Annotated in this window: 17 protein-coding genes and 2 pseudogenes; 15 read left to right on the top strand and 4 right to left on the bottom strand. The window is 58.2% G+C overall.

Annotated elements, in window-relative coordinates; translation table 11 throughout:
• Nucleotides 1-34: 34 nt before the first annotated feature.
• On the bottom strand, nt 35-1075 hold the full coding sequence (locus tag ACN0WV_RS18310; RefSeq protein WP_417607685.1) for a DUF6538 domain-containing protein: 1041 nt from the start codon (nt 1073-1075) through the stop codon (nt 35-37).
• A gap of 231 nt (nt 1076-1306) precedes the next feature.
• On the opposite strand from ACN0WV_RS18310, the gene ACN0WV_RS18305 reads away from it, so the two are divergent.
• Nucleotides 1307-1480 (top strand): hypothetical protein, encoded by a 174-nt coding sequence (locus ACN0WV_RS18305; protein WP_417607684.1) that lies wholly within the window; start codon nt 1307-1309, stop codon nt 1478-1480.
• A gap of 720 nt (nt 1481-2200) precedes the next feature.
• On the opposite strand, the gene ACN0WV_RS18300 is transcribed toward ACN0WV_RS18305, so the two are convergent.
• On the bottom strand, nt 2201-3109 hold the full coding sequence (locus ACN0WV_RS18300; protein WP_417607683.1) for a LysR substrate-binding domain-containing protein: 909 nt from the start codon (nt 3107-3109) through the stop codon (nt 2201-2203).
• A gap of 146 nt (nt 3110-3255) precedes the next feature.
• On the opposite strand from ACN0WV_RS18300, the gene ACN0WV_RS18295 reads away from it, so the two are divergent.
• From ACN0WV_RS18295 to ACN0WV_RS18285, 3 genes are read left to right on the top strand one after another with little or no spacing between them, the layout of a single operon-like run.
• Entirely contained in the window at nt 3256-4518 is a 1263-nt protein-coding gene (locus tag ACN0WV_RS18295) for an aromatic ring-hydroxylating oxygenase subunit alpha (protein WP_417607682.1), read from the top strand.
• Nucleotides 4519-4520: 2 nt separating this feature from the next.
• Nucleotides 4521-5573, top strand: a complete 1053-nt coding sequence (locus ACN0WV_RS18290) for a flavin reductase family protein (protein WP_417607681.1) — start codon at nt 4521-4523, stop codon at nt 5571-5573.
• A 26-nt stretch (nt 5574-5599) separates the two neighbouring features.
• Nucleotides 5600-7642 carry an oxidoreductase gene (locus ACN0WV_RS18285; RefSeq protein WP_417607686.1) on the top strand — a complete coding sequence of 681 codons (2043 nt, stop codon included), beginning with the start codon at nt 5600-5602 and terminating at the stop codon, nt 7640-7642.
• A 142-nt stretch (nt 7643-7784) separates the two neighbouring features.
• Here ACN0WV_RS18285 and ACN0WV_RS18280 read toward each other — a convergent pair.
• Both ACN0WV_RS18280 and ACN0WV_RS18275 read right to left on the bottom strand, forming a co-directional pair.
• A pseudogene (locus tag ACN0WV_RS18280) lies at nt 7785-7898 on the bottom strand (integrase); the annotation flags it as partial.
• Nucleotides 7899-8109: 211 nt separating this feature from the next.
• Nucleotides 8110-8415: a hypothetical protein gene (locus ACN0WV_RS18275; protein WP_417607680.1), complete on the bottom strand. Its 306-nt coding sequence runs from the start codon at nt 8413-8415 to the stop codon at nt 8110-8112.
• Between the two features lie 5 nt (nt 8416-8420).
• Between ACN0WV_RS18275 and ACN0WV_RS18270 the strand changes: the two genes are divergently transcribed.
• From ACN0WV_RS18270 to ACN0WV_RS19540, 11 genes and pseudogenes are all read left to right on the top strand, one after another.
• Nucleotides 8421-9005 (top strand): ANTAR domain-containing response regulator, encoded by a 585-nt coding sequence (locus ACN0WV_RS18270; protein WP_143514638.1) that lies wholly within the window; start codon nt 8421-8423, stop codon nt 9003-9005.
• A complete protein-coding gene (locus ACN0WV_RS18265) occupies nt 9002-10189 on the top strand; it encodes a CmpA/NrtA family ABC transporter substrate-binding protein (RefSeq protein ID WP_417607679.1) in 1188 nt (395 codons plus the stop codon). The genes ACN0WV_RS18270 and ACN0WV_RS18265 overlap by 4 nt, the downstream gene beginning before the upstream one ends.
• Nucleotides 10190-10429: 240 nt before the next feature.
• On the top strand, nt 10430-11797 hold the full coding sequence (locus tag ACN0WV_RS18260) for a CmpA/NrtA family ABC transporter substrate-binding protein (RefSeq protein ID WP_417607678.1): 1368 nt from the start codon (nt 10430-10432) through the stop codon (nt 11795-11797).
• 68 nt (nt 11798-11865) lie between these two features.
• Complete coding sequence (locus tag ACN0WV_RS18255) at nt 11866-12939, top strand: ABC transporter permease (protein ID WP_417607676.1); 1074 nt, start codon at nt 11866-11868, stop codon at nt 12937-12939.
• 6 nt (nt 12940-12945) lie between these two features.
• Nucleotides 12946-14646: an ABC transporter ATP-binding protein gene (locus ACN0WV_RS18250; RefSeq protein WP_417607675.1), complete on the top strand. Its 1701-nt coding sequence runs from the start codon at nt 12946-12948 to the stop codon at nt 14644-14646.
• Nucleotides 14647-14650: 4 nt separating this feature from the next.
• Nucleotides 14651-17077, top strand: coding sequence for a nitrite reductase large subunit NirB (gene nirB, locus ACN0WV_RS18245; protein WP_417607674.1), 2427 nt, complete (start codon nt 14651-14653; stop codon nt 17075-17077).
• The gene (gene nirD, locus ACN0WV_RS18240) at nt 17074-17409 is read left to right on the top strand and encodes a nitrite reductase small subunit NirD (RefSeq protein WP_084354049.1); all 336 of its coding nucleotides are present in this window, start codon (nt 17074-17076) and stop codon (nt 17407-17409) included. Before nirB ends, nirD begins: the two co-directional genes overlap by 4 nt.
• Nucleotides 17406-19985: a nitrate reductase gene (locus tag ACN0WV_RS18235; protein ID WP_417607673.1), complete on the top strand. Its 2580-nt coding sequence runs from the start codon at nt 17406-17408 to the stop codon at nt 19983-19985. The genes nirD and ACN0WV_RS18235 overlap by 4 nt, the downstream gene beginning before the upstream one ends.
• On the top strand, nt 19982-20923 hold the full coding sequence (locus tag ACN0WV_RS18230) for a glycosyl transferase family protein (protein WP_417607672.1): 942 nt from the start codon (nt 19982-19984) through the stop codon (nt 20921-20923). The genes ACN0WV_RS18235 and ACN0WV_RS18230 overlap by 4 nt, the downstream gene beginning before the upstream one ends.
• Nucleotides 20920-22314, top strand: a complete 1395-nt coding sequence (cysG, locus tag ACN0WV_RS18225; protein ID WP_417607671.1) for a siroheme synthase CysG — start codon at nt 20920-20922, stop codon at nt 22312-22314. Before ACN0WV_RS18230 ends, cysG begins: the two co-directional genes overlap by 4 nt.
• Before the next feature lie 392 nt (nt 22315-22706).
• Nucleotides 22707-22802, top strand: a pseudogene (locus ACN0WV_RS19540) (DUF3768 domain-containing protein); the annotation flags it as partial.
• Nucleotides 22803-22877 lie beyond the last annotated feature (75 nt).

Here is a 22877-nt window from a genome sequence, read left to right as displayed (position 1 = left end):
TGTTAACGAAAACAGGTGGGTCAATTTTACGCGCTCATAACCCACCCAAGTGGGTCAATTTTGCATGCCGATTCACATCCGAAAGAAGAAAGTTGTCGCCCCCTTGGCTATTTAAGCGCTTGAAGGCATCAGATAGCTGTGGATGTATTGGAATTTCGCGCCATCCGGCATTGGTCTTGCCATCCCTTATCTGAAAACGATCATCCGAAATATCACCCAATTTCAGAGAGCACAGTTCTTCGATGCGGCATCCAGTCCACATTGCACACCAGATCAGATCACCTAATTGAGTGTCACCCTTATCGTAAGCTGCCCTCCAAGTGCGTACTGCCTGTGCAGCGGTAAACGGCGCTCTTCTCGTGTGGGCAGAGTTCCTTGTCGCCTGCTTCTTGGTCGGACTTACTCCGGCGAAGGGGTCAATTTCGTCGGCCACGATTTGAAGGGTCTGGAGATATTCCCAGTAGCCTTTGCAAGCGGAAATGATACGCCGAACAGTTGCAGCCGACAGCCCTTCACTCTGTTGGAGTTGATCGACCCACAGTCGGCTACCTTTTCTTGTTACATCACTGCTGTAGGGAAAGCGCTTGGCAAACCGGGCCACGTCAGACCGTTTCATGTCTAAGGTCTTTTGCTTCTGTCCAGTTAACGTTGAAATCCAAGCGTCCAGCTTTTCATTCGTGCGGATCGTTTTCCCGGTGACAAAAGCAACAAAGCGTTTTTCTGCTTCTTCATTAGGGAATTTCACGCCATCTAACGCGTCATCGAAGATGCTATCTAGCTCTTTTCGCGCTTTGCCTGTGGAAGACAAATACTCTTCTCGCCATTCTTCGGAGAGAAGTTGGTTTTCGGCTTCGGGGTTGTTCTTGGCGCTTCTAGCCAGTTCGATTAACTGCTTCCAATGAGCCACGACTGGTCCGACACGTTGTTCTGCTATTGTTAGACTGTCAGTTTCAAGGCTCTTCACAAATCTAGCGCGTCCATCAAAATGCCTCCTGACCTTCTTGGGGATATCAATAGTTGCATACCAGCGACGGTAACGCTGCTGAAGGTAGCGGGGGTTTCTCGTTTTAGCCATATTCCACACATGTTTTCCACACAGGTTTTTGCTATTTACCTATATAATTCAGTATTTAAAAGGGTTTTGTGAATTTGTCGGAGACTCCCACCTCCTCCGCCATCACCACATTTTGATTGATTTACATAGGTCACCTAGGGTGGCGTTTTTGCTTTGCATGGTTGGGATGGCGTGGTTTCTTTTTTTCGTTGGCTTTCTTTCGATACCGCGCGTGTGCTTTCCTTTGACGGTATGGAACGTGGTATTTTTGAAATGGCCCTGTCTGGCAAGTTGACCAAGAAGCGGGTGGAGAAACTCGGGCCGGGACGGCATGGCGACGGTTCTGACCTGTATCTGGTGGTGGATCCGTCCGGCGCGTGGCGCTGGATCGTGCGCGTTGTGGTCAAAGGGCAGAAGAACAAGTAAGGCGGATCGCTTCTGACAGACTGCGGTTTGGTCGGTGCAGACACCAGCCTTGCCCGAAATGCGGCGGTGCCATGATCGTAATTGAGATCTCTACCCGTGGCCAAACCCCGACATCCCGTGCTCCACCATGGGAGGACGCAGCATGATACAACGCAAAGGCCCGACCCTGTCTTGTGCAGGTATCGGCACCCTCTGTGCGGCCATCTCACGGAAATCTGCGCTGCATCAGGCCAATGGCGGGAAGATCGAAAGCCAGTCAGCCATGCCGGGCCAGAAATACCACCTCATGTGCACTGCCTTTCATCACGCAGCCGCTCGGTTTGCTCATCACAAAATGCAGCCGTAAACCAAAATCCCCATAGCACAAAGAACTGCCCGCGCTTTCCTCCTTGTCAGGCTTGTCGCCGCTACAGCTCTCGCTGACAGCTGCCAAAAGCCTTAAACAAACCGGACTTGCGCAGTTGCGGCTTTTGCTGACGCAGCATTGCCTCGCATACGCAGCGGGTCTTTCGCCGCGACGCCGCCCATGTCGTCAGAGCGGTTGTTGAACCCCCTCGACGGGGGTCGATCTCGAACTGACCTTTCGCCGCGAGCCGCTGAAACTAACAAGGAGCCGGACTTGGTGTCCGTTCGCCGAGTGGAAGGCGAGGTCCGCTTTACCACGATATGTGCAAGTCCGCCTTTCCGGTCGAGGCTAAAGTACAGTATCGATGGTTACGCCTATTGAAACGCGCCCTCACTGAACCAGCGCACAAAGGCGTCTACAGAGTGAGAGGGTCGGCCCCGTTCAGCCACGAGGGCATAGTGGCGTTCTTCCGGTCTAAGACGGGCCAGGTCCAGTTCAACCAATCGGCCATCCGCAAGGGGGCGGTCCAAAAGGCCGGTCCAACCGAGCAGTACACCCTGACCCGCCATGGCCGCATAGGCCGCGTCCGAATAGCTGGTGAAATTCAACCCCGCCTGGACAGAGGGTTTGCTCACCCCGATTTGCGACAACCATTGCGACCAGTTTAGCCAGCTGGGTTCCGGAGCGTCGCTTTCTATCAATGCCACATCTGTCTGATGCATCAGATCGTCAATAGAGATACCGTTAAGCCGTGATGCGATCTCGGGGGCGCAGACGGGCACGACCGTTTCTTTCAGCGATCCGACAATCGACATGCCGTCAAACGGGGGCCTTCCATAGCGGATGGCCATGTCGATCGTACGATCACGCGGCGCGCGCCAGTCATCCTCAGAGATGACCCGCACACCGATTTGCGGCGCAGTTGCACGAAAAGAGGACAAAATCGGCAGCAGCCGGAAATGCGCAAAGGCGACGGACACGCTGACGGTCAGATCGATGTGGGTTGTGCGCAGTGCGGCGATGGTATCGGAGATCCCGTCGAACCCGCATTTCACCGCATCATGAAGCGACTTGCCGCCGACGGTCAGGCGGACGCGGCGGTTGGCGCGCTCGAACAGCGCGAGGCCCAAATCCGTCTCGAGCGCGGCAATCTGGCGGCTGACGGCGGCCTGACTCACCCCAAGCTCGGCCGCCGCCTGAGTGAAGCTTTCGCGTCGGCCAGCCGCTTCGAACGCCACAAGCGCGGTCAGGGAAGGCACACTGCGACGGATAGGATGGGGCATTGTACTCTCCGGTGAACGGCATCTTATCCATAACCTGAAGGTATGGATTTGCGTTCATTTGTGCGGTTGTCGAGTGCCCCTGTCAAGCGCACTATTATCGACAGGAATCCCCGTAACGACAGCGCGCACGACGCTGAGGAGGCATAATGCTGGATCATGGAACCCAACGCTCCCAAGATATCGCCACGCTGATCGCATCACGCCGTCCGGGCCATAGTCTTCCCGCTGCGCTTTATACGTCAGCGGAGGTTTGGCACGCGGATTGCAACACGATATTCGGGCGGCACTGGATTGCCGTGGGCGTGACATGCGACGTGCCCGAAGCGGGGGATGTCATGGCCCTTGATATCGGGCCAGTCTCTATCGTGATCCTGCGCGATGACGACGACAAGCTGCGCGCTTTTCACAACGTGTGCGCACATCGGGGTGCCCGTTTGGTGCCACCGGGCCGGTCGGTCGTTGGAAAGCTCGTCTGCCCTTATCACCAATGGACCTATGATCTTGACGGGGCGCTGGCGCGGGCACCGCATATGGGCATCGATTTCGACCGGTCCCTGCATCACCTCAAGCCCGTCGCTCTGCGCGATATAGGGGGGCTTTTGTATGCCTGTCTTTCGGATGATCCCCCGGCAGATATCGAGGAACTGGCGGCGGTGGTTGAACCGCGTCTGGCAGCCTATGACCTACGCAACGCCAAGGTCGCCTTTGAACAAGACGTGATCGAGGAAGGAAACTGGAAGCTGACGATGGAAAACAATCGCGAGTGTTATCATTGCGCGTCGAACCATCCCCAGCTCAGCCTGTCCTTCCACGCCGCGGATTTCGGCTATGACCCCGAGGGGCTGACCGAAACCGAAAAAGCCGAGACAAATGCGCTTCTGGACGCCTATGCCAGCTACGAACAATACTGGCGCGACGAGGATATGCCCTTTGAGGCGGTGGAGCATACCGTCGGCTGGCCCACCAATTTCCGTACGCAACGGTTGATTATCGCCGGGCTTGGCGAAAGCCAGACACCGGACACCCGTGCCGCCGTGCAGATCCCCCTGGGTCAGGCGCGCAAGCCGTGGATGGGCGATGTACATCTGTGGGGGATCAATTCGTGGAACCACGTCATGTCTGATCATGCCGTCGTCTTTACTGCCTTCCCGCTGGGGCCGGACAGGACGTTGGTGCGCACAAAGTGGCTTGTCCATGCAGAGGCTGAAGAGGGCGAGGATTATGATCTTGAAACGCTGACTGCGGTCTGGAAAACAACGAATGCCGAGGATGCGCATCTGGTGGGGTTGGCCCACCGGGGGATCTGTTCGCCCGGTTACCGGCCCGGACCCTACTCCCGCTATACCGAACGTGCGCTGGATGAATTCGCATCGTGGTATGTCTCCCGCATGCAGGCAAACGGATACTAGATATGACCGAGGTAGACCTTGCAGATTGGGGCGCACGGCGGCGGCGGCGGTTCGCGCCAGACCGCTGGGGCACGCTTGTATGCCGCGCGGTCTGGGATGAAACAGCCGACATGCGCAGCTTTTTCCTGACGCCGCAGGACGGCAGCAGGATCGAACACGCCCCCGGCCAGTTCATGACGATTCGAATTGATACGCCAGAAGGCCGAATAGAGCGGTGCTATACCATCGCCTCGTCTGCCGCGCGCGACGGTGGGATCGAGATCACGGTCAAGCGGCAGGCAGGCCCCGGCGCGCGCAGGCTTCACGACGTGCTGGTGCCGGGGGAAAAGATCGAAGCCTTGGGTCCGTCCGGCCGTTTTGGACCGGCCACATGGCACGGGACAGCCTATGCGTTGATCGCGGCAGGCAGCGGCATCACCCCGATGTTGTCAATCCTGCGCACTGCCGCCGACCGGGGTATGGATCTGGATGTCGTGCTGATGCAGGTCGTGTCCACGCCGCAGGACCTTGTGGCCATGGTCGAGCTTGACGGGCTCGCGCGCCGGCTGCCCCGGTTGGTGCATCTACCCACGATCACGCGTGGCCCCGGCGGCATGCGCCCTGATCCCGATTTTTTGAACCGTGTCATTCCGGACTTCGCAACGCGCACAGTGCTGTGTTGCGGGCCCCAGCCTTTCATGGAAATGGTGCGCGCCGCTGCGCACGCCGCGGGCGTCCCCGATGACCGCTACGGCGAGGAAAGTTTCGATTTCTCCGCGCCCCCACCCGAGGCTCTTGCTGGGGGCGATGCGCCGAACCGGACGGTGACCTTAGCGCGGACGGGCCGCTCGTTCGAATGCCCTGAAACCGCCACGATCCTTGCCGCACTAAAGCAGGCAGGTCTGCCGCTGCCGTCCTCTTGCGCAAGGGGTATGTGTGGCACCTGCAAGACCTTCAAACACGCGGGCGAGGTCATCATGGCCCACGAGGGCGGCATCCGCCAGCGCGAGATCGACCGTGGTTTCATCCTTCCCTGTGTCAGCCGACCGCTGACCGACATCATCCTCGATTGCTGAAGAAAGTCCGCGCCATGAAAGACCACATCACCACCGACCCGCTGCTTCAGCCCTATACGCTCAAGCATCTGAAACTAAAAAACCGGGTGATGACCACAAGCCACGAACCGGCCTATCCTGAGGACGGAATGCCCAAAGCCCGCTACCGTGCCTATCACGAAGAACGGGCGAAGGGTGGTGTGGCGCTGGCAATGACCGCAGGCTCCGCTGCCGTCAGCCGCGACAGCCCGCCGGTCTTTAACAATATCCTGGCCTATCGCGACGAGGTCGTGCCCTGGATCCGCGAGCTGACGGATGCCCTGCACGAACATGGCTGCGCGGCGATGATCCAGCTGACACATCTGGGACGCCGTACCAACTGGAACAAGGGGGATTGGCTGCCTTCGATTTCGGCAGGCCCAGACCGTGAACCCGCTCACCGCGCCTTTCCCAAGATGGTAGAGGATTGGGATATCGAGCGCGTGATCGAGGACTATGCAACAGCCGCCGAACGGATGCAGGCCGGCGGCATGGACGGGATAGAGATTCAGGCCTACGGCCACCTGATGGACCAGTTCTGGTCACCGCTGTCAAACAAGCTAAGCGGCCCCTACGGCGCGGATACGCTGGAAAATCGGCTCCGATTTACGACAGATGTACTGAACGCAGTGCGCAAACGTGTCGGGCCGGAATTTATTGTTGGCATCCGCTATACTGCCGACGAGGTTCAGGCCGGCGGCATCACGGCCGAAGAAGGGATCGAAATTTCAAAGCTGCTGCGCGATACCGGGCAGGTCGACTTTCTGAATGTCATCCGGGGCCGCATCCATACCGATCCGGCGATGACGGATGTCATCCCGATTCAAGGAATGCCCTCGGCCCCGCATCTGGATTTCGCCGGAGAGGTTCGGCGCGCAACTGGCATGCCCACTTTCCACGCCGCCAAGATCCAGGATGTCGCCACCGCGCGTCACGCCATCGCCTCGGGCCTGCTGGACATGGTGGGCATGACCCGCGCGCATATGGCCGACCCCCACGTGGTGCGCAAGATCGAGGAGGGTCGCGAACATGATATCCGTCCCTGCGTCGGGGCGAATTACTGCCTTGACCGGATCTATCAGGGGGGCGAGGCCCTGTGCATCCACAATCCCGCGACAGGGCGGGAGCTTTCGATGCCCCACGTCATCGAAGCGGTTGCCGACCGCCGCAAGATCGTTATCGTCGGTGCCGGCCCCGCGGGGTTGGAAGCCGCGCGCGTCGCAAGCGCGCGCGGGCATGAGGTAGTCGTGCTCGAGGCGGCCAACCGCGCCGGCGGGCAGGTCCTTCTGACCGCGCGCACAAAACGGCGGGCCGAGATGATGCAGATCATCGACTGGCGCGTGGCGCAATGCGAAGCCGCCGGCGTTGACCTGCGCTATAATTTATATGCCGAGGCAGGGGACGTACTGGCCGAAAATCCAGACGTCGTGATCATCGCCACTGGCGGCATGGCCAACACTACCCTCTATGAAAGCGACACGCCGGATCACGTCGTATCGGCTTGGGATATATTAACGGGTGACGTGAAACCTGCTGGATCCCTGTTGATCTACGACGAAGCGGGCGACCACAGCGGACTTCAGGCTGCCGAGATGGCCGTCGCTGCCGGTTGCACGGTTGAAATCATGACCCCCGACCGCACCTTTGCGCCCGAAGTCATGGCGATGAACCTTGTGCCCTACATGCGCGCTCTGCAGCGCGATGAGGTGATATTCACCGTCACCAAACGTTTGCGCGGGGTACAGAAGGTCGGCAACCGGCTGCGCGCGGTCATCGGGACCGATTACTCCGACACAGTAGGGCAGGCGGACTACGACCAGATTGTCGTGAACTACGGTACAATGCCGCTTGACGGGCTTTACCACGACCTGCGGCCAGCATCGTCGAACGGCGGCGCGCTGGACCAAACGGCGTTTCTGGATGTCCGGCCACAAACAACGGTTCGCAACACGCAGGGCGCATTTCAGCTCTTCCGTATCGGGGACGCAGTCTCAGCCCGGAACACCCACGCGGCGATCTATGACGCGCTACGCTTGATGGTTGCCGTTTAGCAGCGAGGGCCGATTGCGGACACTCAATGCAGGGCGCAGCGTTAGTTTAAGAGGGCTCGCGCCTCGCTTTCGGCACCGTATCGCCGAAGATCCCTTTCAAATTGGCGAACGGCAAACGCCGCTCGCCAACCAGGATCAGCGTATCAACACGCTTAGCGATACTCAGGGCATCTTCCAACTCGACGCCGAAATAACACACTGTGCTATCGACCTTTGTATGGCCCAGCAGAAGTTGTACGGCGCGAAGGTTTGCACTTCCTTTGACCGCTTTGCATACGCTGCCGGTGTCACGCCAGCGAGGCTGGCATAGGGCGGTGGTGGTTGATATCGCGCTGAGCATCGCCGAGAAGATCGCCGTTTGAGTACCAGACGAACGGCGTATGCCATTCGTCTATTGAGACCGATCATAGGTTGAATTTGGGGCAGTAGCGCTGCGAGCCCTTGTTGAGCCGTCGAATTTGTACCGTTTATGCGCATCGGATGGCAAATGCCGCAGGATGAGATGTTTCGATGTCACACGGCGAAGAGAAAGCCGGCAGTTGATGCAATGTACCGCACCATTTTTCCGACATTGCCGGAAGAGTGACATCGTTGCCAAATGAACTGCGCTTCATATGCACCCACTTCAGACTCCTTTTGCGTGATCCCGTTCTCAGGCCGCATATTTTTTGTGCGCGAATCCACTGCAATGCTAACACGCAAAGCATTGCGACCGATTTTTCATCGATTTGTCTGTCGCGCATGGCCTCTTTGTCGCGAATGCCGTTACCCATTCGGAGTGCAGACAGACCTGACCATACTCGTGGTAGAGCGTGACAAGACAAAGGCGCATGAGATCATCGATGCGCTGATGGATGGTGGCTGGAACGATGTGACTGTCATCTCTTCCCCTTCAGCGCTCGAGCGCGCCGTGAAACAGCAAAACCCCGACATTATCCTGATCGACCTTGCGAACCCCGACCGGGACACGCTCGAACATTTGAGCCTTGTGTCCAATGCGCGCGGGCGGCCTGTTGCAATGTTTGTGGATCAGACAGATGCAGTGAAAACTCAGGCTGCCATTTCCGCGGGGTTAAGCGCCTATGTGGTGAACGGCTTGCAAAAGGACCGTATCAAGCCGGTACTTGAAACAGCGATTGCCCGGTTCAGGATGGTCACCAAGATGCAATCGGAACTGGACGCCGCTAAACAGGCATTATCGGACCGCAAGACCATTGACCGTGCCAAGGGGTTGCTGATGCTGGCCCGCAAGATTTCCGAGGACGAGGCCTATAATCTGTTGCGAAAAACCGCGATGGATCAGGGGCGCAAGGTCATTGACGTGGCAACCGCTCTGGTCACAGCGGCGGAATTGCTGCAATGAAAATGGCACCGGTGCATTGCGGCTACCTTCCCCTTGTCGATTGCGCGCCGTTGATCATTGCCAAGGAATTGAAGTTTGCAGCGCAGGAGGGGGTCGACCTGACATTGGCGAAACAGCCGTCATGGTCCGCGTTGCGTGACAGGCTGGCATTCGGGGAAATCGACTTTGCGCATATGCTTTCGCCGATGCCGGTTGCGATGACGTTGGGTCTGGGCGGCGTCCCGTCGGATATTGATGCGCTGATGGTCCTTTCAGTGAATGGTACCGTGATCGGCGTGTCGGATTCTTTGAGCACCAGGATGCGGTCAACGGGTTGGACCAACGGTTTCAACGATCCCGGGGCGACATCCAAGGCGCTACTTGCCACGATCGAGAATCCGTTGCGCATCGGTGTGCCATTTCCGTTTTCGATGCACCGGATGTTGCTGGAAACATGGCTGTCGCACGCGCCGGATTTCACCGCGAACAAGATAGAAATCGTGACCGTCCCCCCGCCAAAGATGGCGGAGGCAATGCACAACGGCGCGCTTGATATGTTTTGCGTGGGTGAACCGTGGGGGTCAGTTGCCGTGCAGCAAAGCGGCGCAGAGCTGGTCTTGCCGGGTGCCAGCATCTGGGAATTCGCACCCGAGAAAGTTCTGGGCGTGCGGCACAGGTGGGCTGAGGAAAACCGAAAACTGTGTCGCGCGATGATCCGTTCCATATATAAGGCGGCCCTATGGCTGGACCAGCCCGAAAACATGTCACTGGCCGTCGAAATCCTTGCACGGACCCAACATCTGGATCTGCCGGATCACGCGATTGAACCCGCCCTCACGCGCCGGATTGTCACGACAAATGGCGGTACGCCCAAACAGGTCGAGAGGTTTCTGGAATTCCATGGGGGAGCAGCAAATTTTCCCTGGCGCAGTCAGGCGGCCTGGATCGCCGACATTCTGGCGGGTTGGCACGGGCTGGACCGCGACAATGCGCGCGCTGCGGCCCGCAATTGTTTTCGCAGCGATATCTACCGCGAGGCATTGTCGCCGATTGGCATTGATCTGCCCGGTGCCTCGGAAAAGGTCGAGGGGTCAATGGGCGTTCCAACTGTGGTTGCTTCAACGAGGGGCGAGATGATTCTTGGTCCCGACCGGTTCTTTAGTGGCTCGGTTTTCGACTTTGCAGCAAAAAAAGTGCCTAATTAGGAAGCACTTTCTGCAACGCGGCAGGAAAATGCTGCAAGTGCACATCATGGCTCTGGCCAGGCGCGATTGTAGGCGCGAGGATCGCTAACAAGGCAAAGATGCCTGTGCCGGCTGACAATGCTGCCAGCCAGAGAATTAAAGAGCAAAGCCGCTCGATTACTGCATGCACCTCCTACCGCATGTGGCAGTCGTGCGGCTTTTTTCGTTTGCACCAGGACCTAACAAGCAGGGATCTCAACAATGAATGTTTTCAAATGGCTTCTAGCTTCCACCGCCTTGTACGCCAGCCCTGCCATGGCCGATTTGCTTGATCTTGAAAAAGATGAACTGACCTTCGGATTCATCAAATTGACCGACATGGCGCCTTTGGCCGTCGCCTACGAGAATGGCTATTTCGAGGATGAAGGCCTGTTTGTCACGCTGGAGGCGCAGGCAAACTGGAAAGTGTTGCTGGACGGTGTGATCGACGGCCAGTTGGATGGCGCGCATATGCTGGCAGGTCAACCTCTTGCCGCGACGATCGGATACGGCACGCAGGCGCATATCATCACCCCGTTCTCAATGGACCTGAACGGCAATGCGATTACCGTTTCCAACGATATCTGGGAGCAGATGAAACCAAACGTGTCGCTGAGGGAAGACGGGACCCCGCGGCATCCGATCAGCGCCGCTGCGATGGCTCCGGTTGTCGAGAAATACAAAGACGAGGGCATCCCGTTCAACATGGGCATGGTGTTCCCTGTTTCGACCCACAACTACGAAATCCGTTATTGGTTGGCGGCAGGGGGGCTTGAACCGGGCTACTATTCGCCGCGGGACGTGAGCGGCCAGATTGGCGCTGATGTCTATTTGTCCGTGACCCCTCCGCCGCAGATGCCTTCGACCATGGAGGCGGGCACAATCAACGGTTATTCCGTGGGAGAACCATGGAACCAGCAGGCTGTGTTCAAAGGCATCGGCGTTCCGGTCGTAACAGATTACGACATGTGGAAGAACAATCCCGAAAAGGTCTTTGGCATCACCAAAGAGTTTGCGGACGTAAACCCGAATACGGCTATCGCGCTGACCAAGGCTTTGATCCGCGCTGCAATCTGGCTGGACGAAAACGACAACGCCAATCGTCAAGAGGCGGTCGAGATCCTGTCGCGCCCGGAATACGTCGGTGCGGACGCTGAAGTGATCGCCAATTCGATGACGGGGTTCTTTGAATTTGAAAAAGGCGACCGTCGTTCGGCCCCCGATTTCAACGTGTTCTTCCGGTACAACGCGACTTACCCCTTTTATTCGGACGCGATCTGGTACCTCAGCCAGATGCGCCGTTGGGGACAGATTGCCGAACCGCAAACTGATGAATGGTTCATCGAAACGGCCAAGTCGGTCTACCGTCCAGACATCTACCTTGAAGCGGCCCGTTCGCTGGTGGACGACGGCATGGCAGTCGAGGCTGATTTCCCGTGGGACAGCGATGGGTTCAAAGCCCCGACACCCGCCGCAGATGTGATCGACGGCATTCCCTATGACGGTCGCACGCCGAATGCCTACCTCGAAAGTCTGCCGATCGGCCTTAAGGGCGATCAGGTCATCAAAGGCTCTGAAATCGTCAACTAGAGCACCAGCCGGCCGCGCGTGTTGCGGCGGGCAAACCGTCATGAATTGCACAAATCAAAGGTTCCGACATGACCGCCACCGACCCCGTTTCCCACGACATCGAAGCGCGCCGCGCCCGCCGTTTCACGCGAATAAACAAAGCCGACGCATGGTTTCAGGTATTGGGACTGGCTTGGCTGACGCCGGTATTGAAAGCCGCCGCAGGTGACAATCCGCGCGCGCAGCTGTCGGAAATCTGGCAGTTGCTGGGTGTTCCGCTTTTGGCAATCGCGATCTTTATCGGCGCATGGGCGGCGCTGGCCCCTACGGTGCAAACCTCTTTAGGGGCGATCCCCGGTCCGGTACAGGTCTGGGATCAGGCGTTGAACCTGAATGCGGACGCAGTACGTCAACGCCAGAAAGAGGCCGCCTTTTACGAACGACAGGACGTGCGCAATGCCAAGCTGATTGCTGATGGCAAAGAGGACAAGGTGCGCGAGCGGAGCTATACCGGCAAACCCACGTTCTACGCGCAAATCTGGACATCGATCAAAACAGTCTTCTTCGGATTTCTGATCGGATCGGTGATCGCCATTCCATTGGGTATAATGGCGGGCCTGTCTGCCACTGCAAATGCGGCTATCAACCCGATCATCCAAATATTCAAACCAGTCAGCCCGCTGGCTTGGTTGCCGATTGTCACAATGGTTGTGTCGGCGGTCTATGCCACCAACGACGGCATGTTCACCAAGTCATTCCTTGTGTCCGCAATCACCGTTACGCTTTGTTCGCTTTGGCCCACGTTGATCAACACCGCCCTCGGTGTTTCGTCCATCGACAAGGATCTGGTCAGCGTTTCCAGAGTTTTGAAAATGAATACCTATACAAAGATCACTAAGCTGGTTCTGCCGTCTGCGTTGCCGTTGATTTTCACCGGGCTGCGATTGTCGTTGGGGGTGGGCTGGATGGTCTTGATCGCGGCTGAAATGCTGGCGCAGAACCCCGGCCTGGGCAAGTTCGTGTGGGACGAATTCCAGAACGGTTCATCACAATCGCTCGCCAAAATCATGGTTGCGGTCTTTACCATCGGGATCATCGGCTTCCTGCTGGATCGCGTGATGTTCGCGCTGCAATCCATTTTCACCTTTTCAGAGAACCGGTAGGCCATCATGAGCATTCTCAAGTTTCAAAACGTATCCATGGGTTTTGGCGCAGGTACTGGCCGGATCGACGTCCTGAACGGCGTGACGCTGGAAGTGGAAGAGGGCGAGTTCGTTGCGATCCTCGGGTTCTCCGGCACGGGTAAATCCACGCTGATGAACCTGATTGCGGGCCTTGAGGTGCCTGACACGGGCACGGTTACCTTCAAAGGCGCACCGATCAAGGGGCCGGGACCGGAGCGCGGGCTGGTATTCCAGAGCTATTCGTTGATGCCGTGGCTCACGGTGGGCGGTAACGTGGGGCTGGCCGTGGATGCGGTTTTTCCCAAACTCTCCAAGCCGGAGCGTCAGGCCAAGATCGACCACTACGTTAATATGGTCGGGTTGTCCCATGCGATCACGCGCCGCCCGTCCGAGTTGTCAGGTGGTATGCGCCAGCGGGTATCTGTTGCCCGTGCGCTGGCGATGAACCCCGAAATGCTGCTGCTGGACGAACCGCTCAGCGCGCTGGATGCGTTGACCCGTGCGAACCTAGCCGATGAAATCCTTGATATATGGGAGACCGACAAAAAGACCTGCATCCTGATCACCAATGATGTGGACGAGGCGATATTGCTGGCAAACCGAATCATTCCGTTAAACCCCGATGGCACTTTGGCTGATCCTGTTACCGTCAACATCCCGCGCCCGCGTGATCGCGCAGCGATGAACGATGATGCGACATTCAAGGCCCTACGTGTGCAGGTCACCAAATACCTGATGGATGTGGGTATCGCCGCCAAGGTCGAGGAAGCCCGCACCCTTCCGAATGTGACACCGATCCATTCGCTGCCGGCCGCCGTCGCAGATGCGCAAAAGGACGGCATCGAAGAACGCTATCTGGTGTTCTCGCAACTGGACAAAGTCTACCCTACACCCAAGGGACCGCTGACGGTGGTCGAAGATTTCGACCTCAAAGTCAAAAAGGGCGAATTCATCAGCCTGATCGGTCATTCTGGGTGTGGCAAATCCACCGTGCTGACCATGGCGGCCGGCCTGAACCCGATTTCAAGCGGCGCGATCCGGCTGGATGGTTGGAACGTCGAAGGGGCGGATCCTGAGCGGGCTGTGGTTTTCCAGTCTCCCAATTTGTTCCCATGGTTGAGCGCCAAGGAAAATGTGGCGATCGGGGTCGACAAGGTGTACCCGCGCGCCAGTCGGGCCGAACGTCAGGACGTGATCGAATACTACCTCGAACGGGTCGGGCTTGCCGACAGCATGGACAAGCAGGCCTCGTCGATGTCCAACGGCATGAAACAACGTGTTGGCATTGCCCGCGCCTTTGCCTTGTCTCCCAAACTGCTGCTTCTGGACGAACCGTTCGGCATGCTCGACAGCCTGACCCGGTGGGAGTTGCAAGAGGTGCTGATGGAGGTTTGGTCGCGGACCAAGGTCACCGCCGTTTGTGTGACGCATGACGTGGACGAGGCGATCTTGTTGGCCGACCGCGTTGTGATGATGACCAACGGGCCACAGGCAACAATCGGTAAGATCACAGATGTAAAACTGCCGCGCCCGCGCACCCGTAAGGCGCTGTTGGAACATCCCGACTACTACACATACCGCGCTGAGGTCCTTGATTTCCTTAAGGAATACGAGCATGGCGACCCCGCCGAACGGCCTGGGGACGCCGACCATGAACCGAAATCCGAAAAAATTGCGGCGGAGTAAGATTATGACACAGAAACTTGTTGTTATCGGTGCTGGCATGGCCTCCGGCCGGGTGTTGGAGCATCTGTTTGAGAACGAATCCGGTTTTGAAGTGACATTGTTCAACGCCGAGGCCCGCGGGAACTATAACCGCATCATGTTGTCACCCGTGTTGTCAGGCGAAAAGACCTATGAGGATATCGTCACACACGATGCTGATTGGTACGATACCAACGGCGTGACCTGTCATTTCGGCACCCATGTCACAGCCATTGACCGCGTCGCCAAGACCGTCACCAGCAAAGCCGGAACAATCGCTTATGACAAGCTGTTGATTGCCACAGGATCCGCGCCTTTCATTATTCCGGTGCCCGGAAGGGACTTGCCCGGAGTTATCACGTACCGCGATCTGGATGATACCAATGCGATGATTGACGCCTCCAAAGCGGGCGGAAAAGCCGTTGTTATCGGGGGCGGCCTGTTGGGGCTTGAGGCCGCTGCAGGGTTGGCGGAACGCGGCATGGACGTCACCGTGTTGCACTTGATGGACCATTTGATGGAGCGTCAGTTGGACGAGGCCGCAGGGTTCCTGCTGCGCCGGGATCTGGAAAAGCGCGGGATTGCAGTTAAATGCCGTGCTTCGACAAGGGCGATCGTCGGCAAAGATCGGGTCGAGGCCGTCTTGCTGGAAGGTGACGAAACCCTTGAGGCCGATCTGGTGGTGATGGCCGTGGGCATCCGGCCCGAAACACGGCTGGCAACGGACGCTGGCTTAAGCGTTGCGCGCGGTATCGAGGTGAACACACAAATGCAAACCTCCGATCCCGACATCTTTGCCGTTGGCGAATGTGTCGAACTGGACGGTCAGTTGTTCGGGCTCGTGGCCCCGCTCTATGATCAGGCCAAGGTGCTGGCCCAAACGCTGATGGACAGCCCCGCCGTTTTCACACCCAAAGAGTTATCGACCAAACTGAAGGTCACAGGATGTGACTTGTTCAGCGCCGGTGACTTTGCCGAAGCGGAAGGGCGCGAAGACATCGTGTTTCGTGATCCGGCACGCGGCGTCTATCGCCGTTTGGTTCTGGAGGACGACACGATTGTAGGCGCTGTGATGTACGGCGATACCACTGACAGCAATTGGTTCTTTGGCTTGATACGCGACAAGACTGAAATCACGGATATGCGTGAGACGTTGATTTTTGGGCCAGCGTTTCAGGGGGGTGCCCCCTCGGACCCGCTCTCAGCCGTTGCAGCCTTACCGCGTGACGCGGAAATCTGCGGGTGCAACGGCATTTGTAAAGGTCAGATCGAAGATGCGATTACTGCTGGTGCGACTGATTTGGGTGCTGTGCGCACCACGACAAAAGCGTCAGGATCTTGCGGGACATGCACCGGATTGGTGGAACAAGTCTTGGCGGTCACGCTGGGTGATGACTTTGTGATCCCCGCTGCGCAATCCATTTGTACCTGTACGGACATGACCCATGAAGACGTCCGGCGCATGATCAAGTCGCAAGAATTGAAATCAATGCCCGCAGTTTGGCAGGCCTGTGGGTGGAAGACCTCCTGCGGTTGTCACATCTGTCGCCCGCCGCTGAACTACTATCTGCTGGCTGATTGGCCGCTGGAATATCAGGACGACCCGCAGTCCCGCTTTATCAACGAACGCAAACACGCCAACATTCAAAAGGACGGCACGTTCAGTGTTGTGCCGCGGATGTGGGGTGGCATCACCACGCCGGACGAGTTGCGCGCGATTGCGGATGCGGCCGACAAATTTGCCGTGCCAACCGTGAAAGTGACCGGCGGCCAGCGCATTGATTTGCTGGGCGTAAAGGGCGAGGATCTGCCAGCCATCTGGCAGGATCTGAACGCCGCCGGCATGGTATCGGGCCACGCCTATTCCAAAGGTCTGCGCACGGTAAAGACCTGTGTTGGCACAGATCATTGTCGTTTCGGGACGCAAGACAGCACCGGCCTTGGCATCAAGCTCGAGAAAACCCTCTGGGGGTCCTGGACGCCGCACAAGCTGAAACTTGGCGTGTCGGGTTGTCCGCGCAATTGTGCGGAAGCCACCTGCAAGGACATCGGCGTGGTCTGTGTCGACAGTGGCTATCAGATCAGCATCGGCGGGGCTGCAGGCATGGACGTGCGCGAAACCGAACTCCTGTGTCAGGTGCCGACCGAAGGCGAGGTGATCGACGTCATAAAATGCGTCACGCAGTTGTACCGTGAGAATGCCAAATATCTGGAGCGCATCTATAAATGGATGGCGAAAGTCGGACTTGAGTGGATACAGGAACAGGTCGCCGATCTGGAAAACCGCGCCACGTTGGTCGCGCGTTTCGAAGTGTCCCAATCGGTTTATCGCAAAGACCCTTGGGCCCAGCATGTAGGCAGAGCGGAGACATACCAACCCCTTGCAGACCTGACACTGGAGGCCGCAGAATGAACGACTGGATTGACATTGCCCCCGTCGAGGCGGTGCCGCAACGCGGGGCACGGCTGATCAAAACGGTTCATGGTTGTGTGGCGGTTTTCCGCACTGCCACTGACGAGGTGTTCGCACTCGACAATGCGTGCCCGCACAAAAACGGTCCTCTGGCAGAAGGTATCGTGCATGGTGCGTCGGTGACATGCCCACTGCACAACTGGGTAATTTCCTTGGAAACCGGCGTTGTGCAGGGCCAGGATGAGGGGCAGGTGGCGACCTATCCCGCCAAGGTTTCTGACGGACGTATCTATCTTGGTGCTGCATTCCTGACCAGACGGGCCGTTGCATGAGCCTAACCAAAACAACATGCCCTTATTGCGGCGTTGGTTGCGGTGTTCTTGCGGGCGCTGACGGCACCATTCAGGGCGACCCCGACCACCCAGCCAATTTTGGGCGCTTGTGTTCCAAAGGGTCTGCATTGGGTCAGACAATCGATCTTGAGGGCCGCCTGCTGCAGCCGCAAATAGGCGGGCGCAACGCCGGTTGGGACAAAGCCCTTGATCTGATGGCCGAAAAATTCAGCACCGCCATCCGCGATCACGGGCCTGACAGCGTTGCATTTTATGTATCTGGCCAGTTGCTGACCGAAGATTACTATGTCGCCAACAAGCTGATGAAGGGTTTCATTGGATCCGCCAACATTGATACAAACTCGCGGCTTTGCATGGCCTCGTCAGTGGCCGGGCACAAACGCGCCTTTGGCACCGACACTGTCCCCGGCACATATGCTGATCTGGAAGAAGCAGACCTGATCGTTCTGGTCGGATCAAACCTCGCGTGGTGCCATCCAGTCTTGCACCAACGGATAGCCGCCGCAAAAGAAGCGCGCCCGAACATGCGGGTTGTGAACATTGATCCACGCAAGACGGCGACCTCAGCCTTGGCAGATCTGCATCTACGGATCGTCCCGGATGGCGATATCGCGTTGTTCAACGGTTTGCTGGCGTATCTGGCAAACACCGGCGCACTTGATCTGGCCTATCTGTCGGATCACGTGGCCGGACAGGTGCCCGCCATCACGCAGGCACGTCTGGATGATCCGTCGGAAAGTGGTTTGTCCCAGGACGAACTTTCCCGGTTCTACAAGATGTGGGCAGGCACACAAAAAGTTGTCACGGTCTATTCGCAAGGCGTGAGCCAGTCCCGGTGCGGAACCGGCAAGGTCAATGCAATCCTGAATTGTCACCTTGCCACGGGGCGCATCGGCAAACCCGGATGTGGCCCGTTCTCTGTCACCGGACAGCCCAACGCGATGGGCGGGCGCGAGGTAGGAGGCATGGCCAATATGTTGGCCAACCATCTGGATATCGAAAATCCCGATCATCGCGCTCGCGTGCAGGATTTCTGGCGAAGCCCGACCATATGCCGGCGCGCAGGTCTCAAGGCAGTCGAGTTGTTTGAGGCCTGTGCTGCGGGAAAAATCAAAGCGCTGTGGGTCATGTCAACCAACCCTGCGGTCAGCATGCCGGATGCAGATGGTGTGGCAAATGCGATTTCGAATGTACCGTTTGTGGTCGTGTCCGACATTATGGCGCGCACAGATACCGGCGATCTGGCAGACGTGCTTTTGCCCGCGACGGGTTGGGGCGAGAAAGACGGCACCGTCACCAATTCCGAGCGCCGCATCTCGCGTCAGCGCGCGTTTCTATCCGCGCCCGAACAGGCCCGACCCGATTGGCAGATCATCTGCGATGTTGCTGACCGCATGGGTTGGAAGAACGCCTTTGACTTTGCATCCCCTGCCGAAATTTTTGCCGAATATGTCGCGCTCTCGACGGCAACAATGGATTTCGGTCGCGCTCTTGATCTGAGCATTTTTGCCGATGCCGATTACGCCAACCTTATTCCGACCCAGTGGCCCTGCAACGACAAGCGGTTCTTTGGGAGCGGTCGGTTTTATCATCCTGATGGCAAGGCACGGATGTTGCCCGTCAGCGTGCCAGTGCTTGGTGAGCGTGATACATTCATCCTCAACACCGGCCGCAACCGCGATCAATGGCACACGATGACCCGCAGCGGTAAAGCCCCGCGCCTTGGTGCGCATCTTGCCGAACCCTACGGCGAAATCCACCCCGAGGATGCTGCTCGTATCGGCATCACCGCAGGTGATTTGATCGAATTAAGCAGCCCCAACGGGACATCGACCGTGCGGGCCCTGATCACGGAGCGTACGGCAAGGCGGCAGTTGTTTGCACCGATGCACTGGACGCGCCAGCAAAGCAGTGCAGGGTGGGTGAACAACCTTGCAACCTCCGTCGTTGACCCCGTATCAGGGCAGCCCGCGTCGAAATCCAATCAGGTCACGGCGCGCAAATTCGATGCTAAATGGTTCGGTTACGCCGTGTCTCTGCATCCGATACGTCCCGATGGGGATTACAGTGCTGTTGCACGAACCCTGACCGGCTGGCAGGGCGAGTTCGCGGGCCTTCAAGCTCCGTCAAACTGGGAAGAACTGGCGCGTGGCCTCATGGATACGGGATCTTGCAGCGCGTCGGAGGTGTACGACCAACGCAGCCAACAGGCCCGCATCGCGTTTCATCTGGATGAAAGGTTGATCGGGTTGTTCTTTGCCAGCCCGACGCCAGTGTCATTGTCGCGCAACCACGTGGTTTCCCTGATTGGCACATCGACGCCGCCGCTTCTCGCGCTTGCCGGATACAGCGGCACCGACCAGCCCGACCCGGGCACTACGATCTGTGCCTGTCTCAACGTCGGCGTAAACACTCTGCGCGATGCGATTGCGGCCGGGGCGGACAGCGTCGAAACCTTGGGTGCAGCGACTTGCGCAGGCACGAACTGCGGATCCTGCAAGCCGGAACTGGCCCATCTTCTTGCACAGATGCGCACACCTATGGCCGCCGAATGACGCTGGCACCTTTTGTCCGTATTGTTGCTCAAGGCAAGGGCCGCGCAAGGGCCTTGACGCAAGACGAGGCGCGACAGGCCATGACACTGATCCTGTCGGGCAAGGCCGCACCCGAAGCCATTGGCGCGCTGTTGATGGTAATGCGCCTGCGCGGTGAGACCGATGCGGAAATTGCGGGCTTTACCGCCGCATTGCGCGCGGCAACGCCGACACTGGCCGCAGTTGATCTGGATTGGCCATGTTACGCGGCGGGTCGAACGCGCGGTGCGCCGTTTTTTGTGCTGGCCGCAAAGTTGGTTTCGCGGGCGGGATATTCGGTCGCGCTTCATGGTTGGAATTCCCACCAAAGCACGGCGGCTGACGTACGTGGCGTGTTGTCCACACTGGATCTTGAGGGCAACGGCTTGTCCTACCTGCCGCTCGAAACACTTAGTCCTGCCGCGTTCGGGTTGCTCAAGTTGCGCGATACGTTCGGCCTTCGAAGCTGCATCAACACGGTTCTGCGCATGTGGAATCCGACGGGCGCTGGGGCGTCGGTGCAGGGGGTTTTCCATCCGTCTTATCGGGGTTTGCAATCGCGCGCGGCGGCCTTGCTTGGCGACCAGAACCTGATGGTGATCAAAGGAGGTGGCGGCGAATTCGAGCGTCATCCCGGCAAGGAAACCGCCATCTTCGGTCTGCACCATGGCGTTGAATTGAACCAGTCGGCTCCTGCTGGTCTGACCGATACCCGTCGTCTGCACGAACCGGACCAAGCTGTCGATTGCGCGGCCCTTTGGGATGGATCAAACGATGATCCCTTTGCGGTTGCCACAGTCATTGGTACGGCCGCACTGGCCCTCTGGACTTTGGACGCAGCCGCGACCGTTTCGCAGGCGACCGAGGCGGCGACCAGACTTTGGCACGACAGACTTTCCCGATCGAGGAGGGCAGGATGAAGACCTTTCCCATGTTTCTGCAAATGCAAGGCCGTCGCGTCATCATTGCGGGTGGCGGAGAGCAAGCGGCGCAAAAATGTCGACTGATCCTCAAGACCGAGGCTGCCATAACGGTGCTCGCCCCGGTGCTTGATCCCGAACTGGCCGACTTAATTGCAGAGGGCCGGATCGACTGGCACACTGGCCCGATCCGCCCCTGTGATTTCGAAGGGGCCGCGCTGGTGTTTGTTGCGACGGGTTGCCGTGCCACCGATAGCTGTCTGCACATGCTGGCAAAATCCGCCGGAGCGATCGTCAATGTGGTGGACCAGCCGGATCTGTGTGACGCGTTGACCCCGTCGCTTGTAGATCGCTCGCCAGTTGTTGTTGCAATCGGTACCGAAGGCACCGCGCCAGTACTTGCCCGCCAGATCAAGACGCGACTGGAGGAAATTCTGGAACCGCGATTGGGCGATCTGGCTGCACTTGTAGGCCGGTTGCGTGAACACGCGAATACCCGACTTGCCCCACGCGCGCGGCGCGATCTTTGGCGTTGGGTGTTCGCGGGGCCCGCGCGGGATGTTCACAGGCAGGGCGGCGAACGGGCTGCGGCGAAAATGATCAAACACGCGATTGATACCGCAACATTCGGGGCCGAAGATAACGGTTCAGTTGCGTTGGTCGGAGCAGGGCCGGGGGCAAAGGACCTGATCACGATGCGCGGCGTCCAGCAGCTGCAAGAGGCAGACGTCATCTTTTATGATCGTCTTGTAGATCCCGAAATCCTTGACCTTGCACGGCGTGACGCCGAAAGGATCTATGTGGGCAAGGCGCCGGGGTGTCACCATTGGCCGCAAGACAAGATTTCGGGAGTCCTTGTCGCGGCGGCCCGACAAGGCAAGCGCGTCGTACGTCTCAAATGCGGGGATCCGGGTGTCTTTGCGCGTGGCGCCGAGGAAGCCGACGCGCTGAGCGCTGCGGGCATCCCTTACGAAATCGTTCCCGGCGTGACGGCGGCCAGTGCCGCATCCGCAGCGCTTGGCGGGTTCCTGACAGAGCGCGGGACCTGTGACACGCTTGTGCTGGCGACAGGGCAATCGCAAACGGCGGGCAAAAGCCTCGGCTGGATGAAAACCCTGCAACCGGGAACCCGCGTCGCCGTTTATATGGGCGTGGGGTCAGCTGGGAAAATCGCGCATGAAATATCTGTCGCGGGCCTACAAGACGTTATCGATATCGATATCGTATCGCGCGCGCAACAAATCGACCAGGTGATTGCCCGGTGCCGTGCGTCGAGCCTTGTGCGGACCGTCAAGGAGAGTGCGATATCGAACCCTGCGATCCTGTTTCTTACGTGGCCCCAGTCCACTGCTCAGGACGTGCAAAGCGAAAAAGTTGCGCAGTTGCGTTGATCCGGCGAAGGGCAGGTTCCGGAACATTCGCCCCGCCCAGGAATTCCTTGCAGAAGGCGCAATCAGTTTCTGCACCTGCGCAGGCGTCAGCCCGATCGATCCAGCTTCGCGCTTATTGATGTGCGCCGCAACGAATGGCCAGGTTGGATATTGGCCCCTGCCTGACGGAGCTATGATCGGCTCGACGACGATCGCGGCACCGCGGCAAAAATTTCTGCGCATGCAAAGGTCTTTTGCACGAGCACGAGCCACAACCGCGAAAGGCAGCAAGGTCCGCTGAGCCGACTTTTGAAACTGTCTGGATCGGGCAGATTTGGTCGGGCTCCTCTACCAAGTGGAAAAGTGAAAACGCGCTTTGGGAAGCGTGTTTCAACTTCTCAAAGGAATGCTCTTTGACCATCATCGCACAACCCCAGACGGACCGCCCGGATCCGACCGTGATCGCCGCGCGGAACGACGCGTTCCGCAAGCTCGCGTGCCTCGGGGTGTGAATCGGCATGCAAAATTGACCCACTTGGGTGGGTTATGAGCGCGTAAAATTGACCCACCTGTTTTCGTTAACA

The organism is Primorskyibacter flagellatus, from assembly GCF_048268605.1.
Taxonomy (GTDB): Bacteria; Pseudomonadota; Alphaproteobacteria; order Rhodobacterales; family Rhodobacteraceae; genus Primorskyibacter; species Primorskyibacter flagellatus.
Note: the sequence above shows the minus strand (reverse complement) of the source record. Positions and strands in the feature narration are given on the sequence as shown.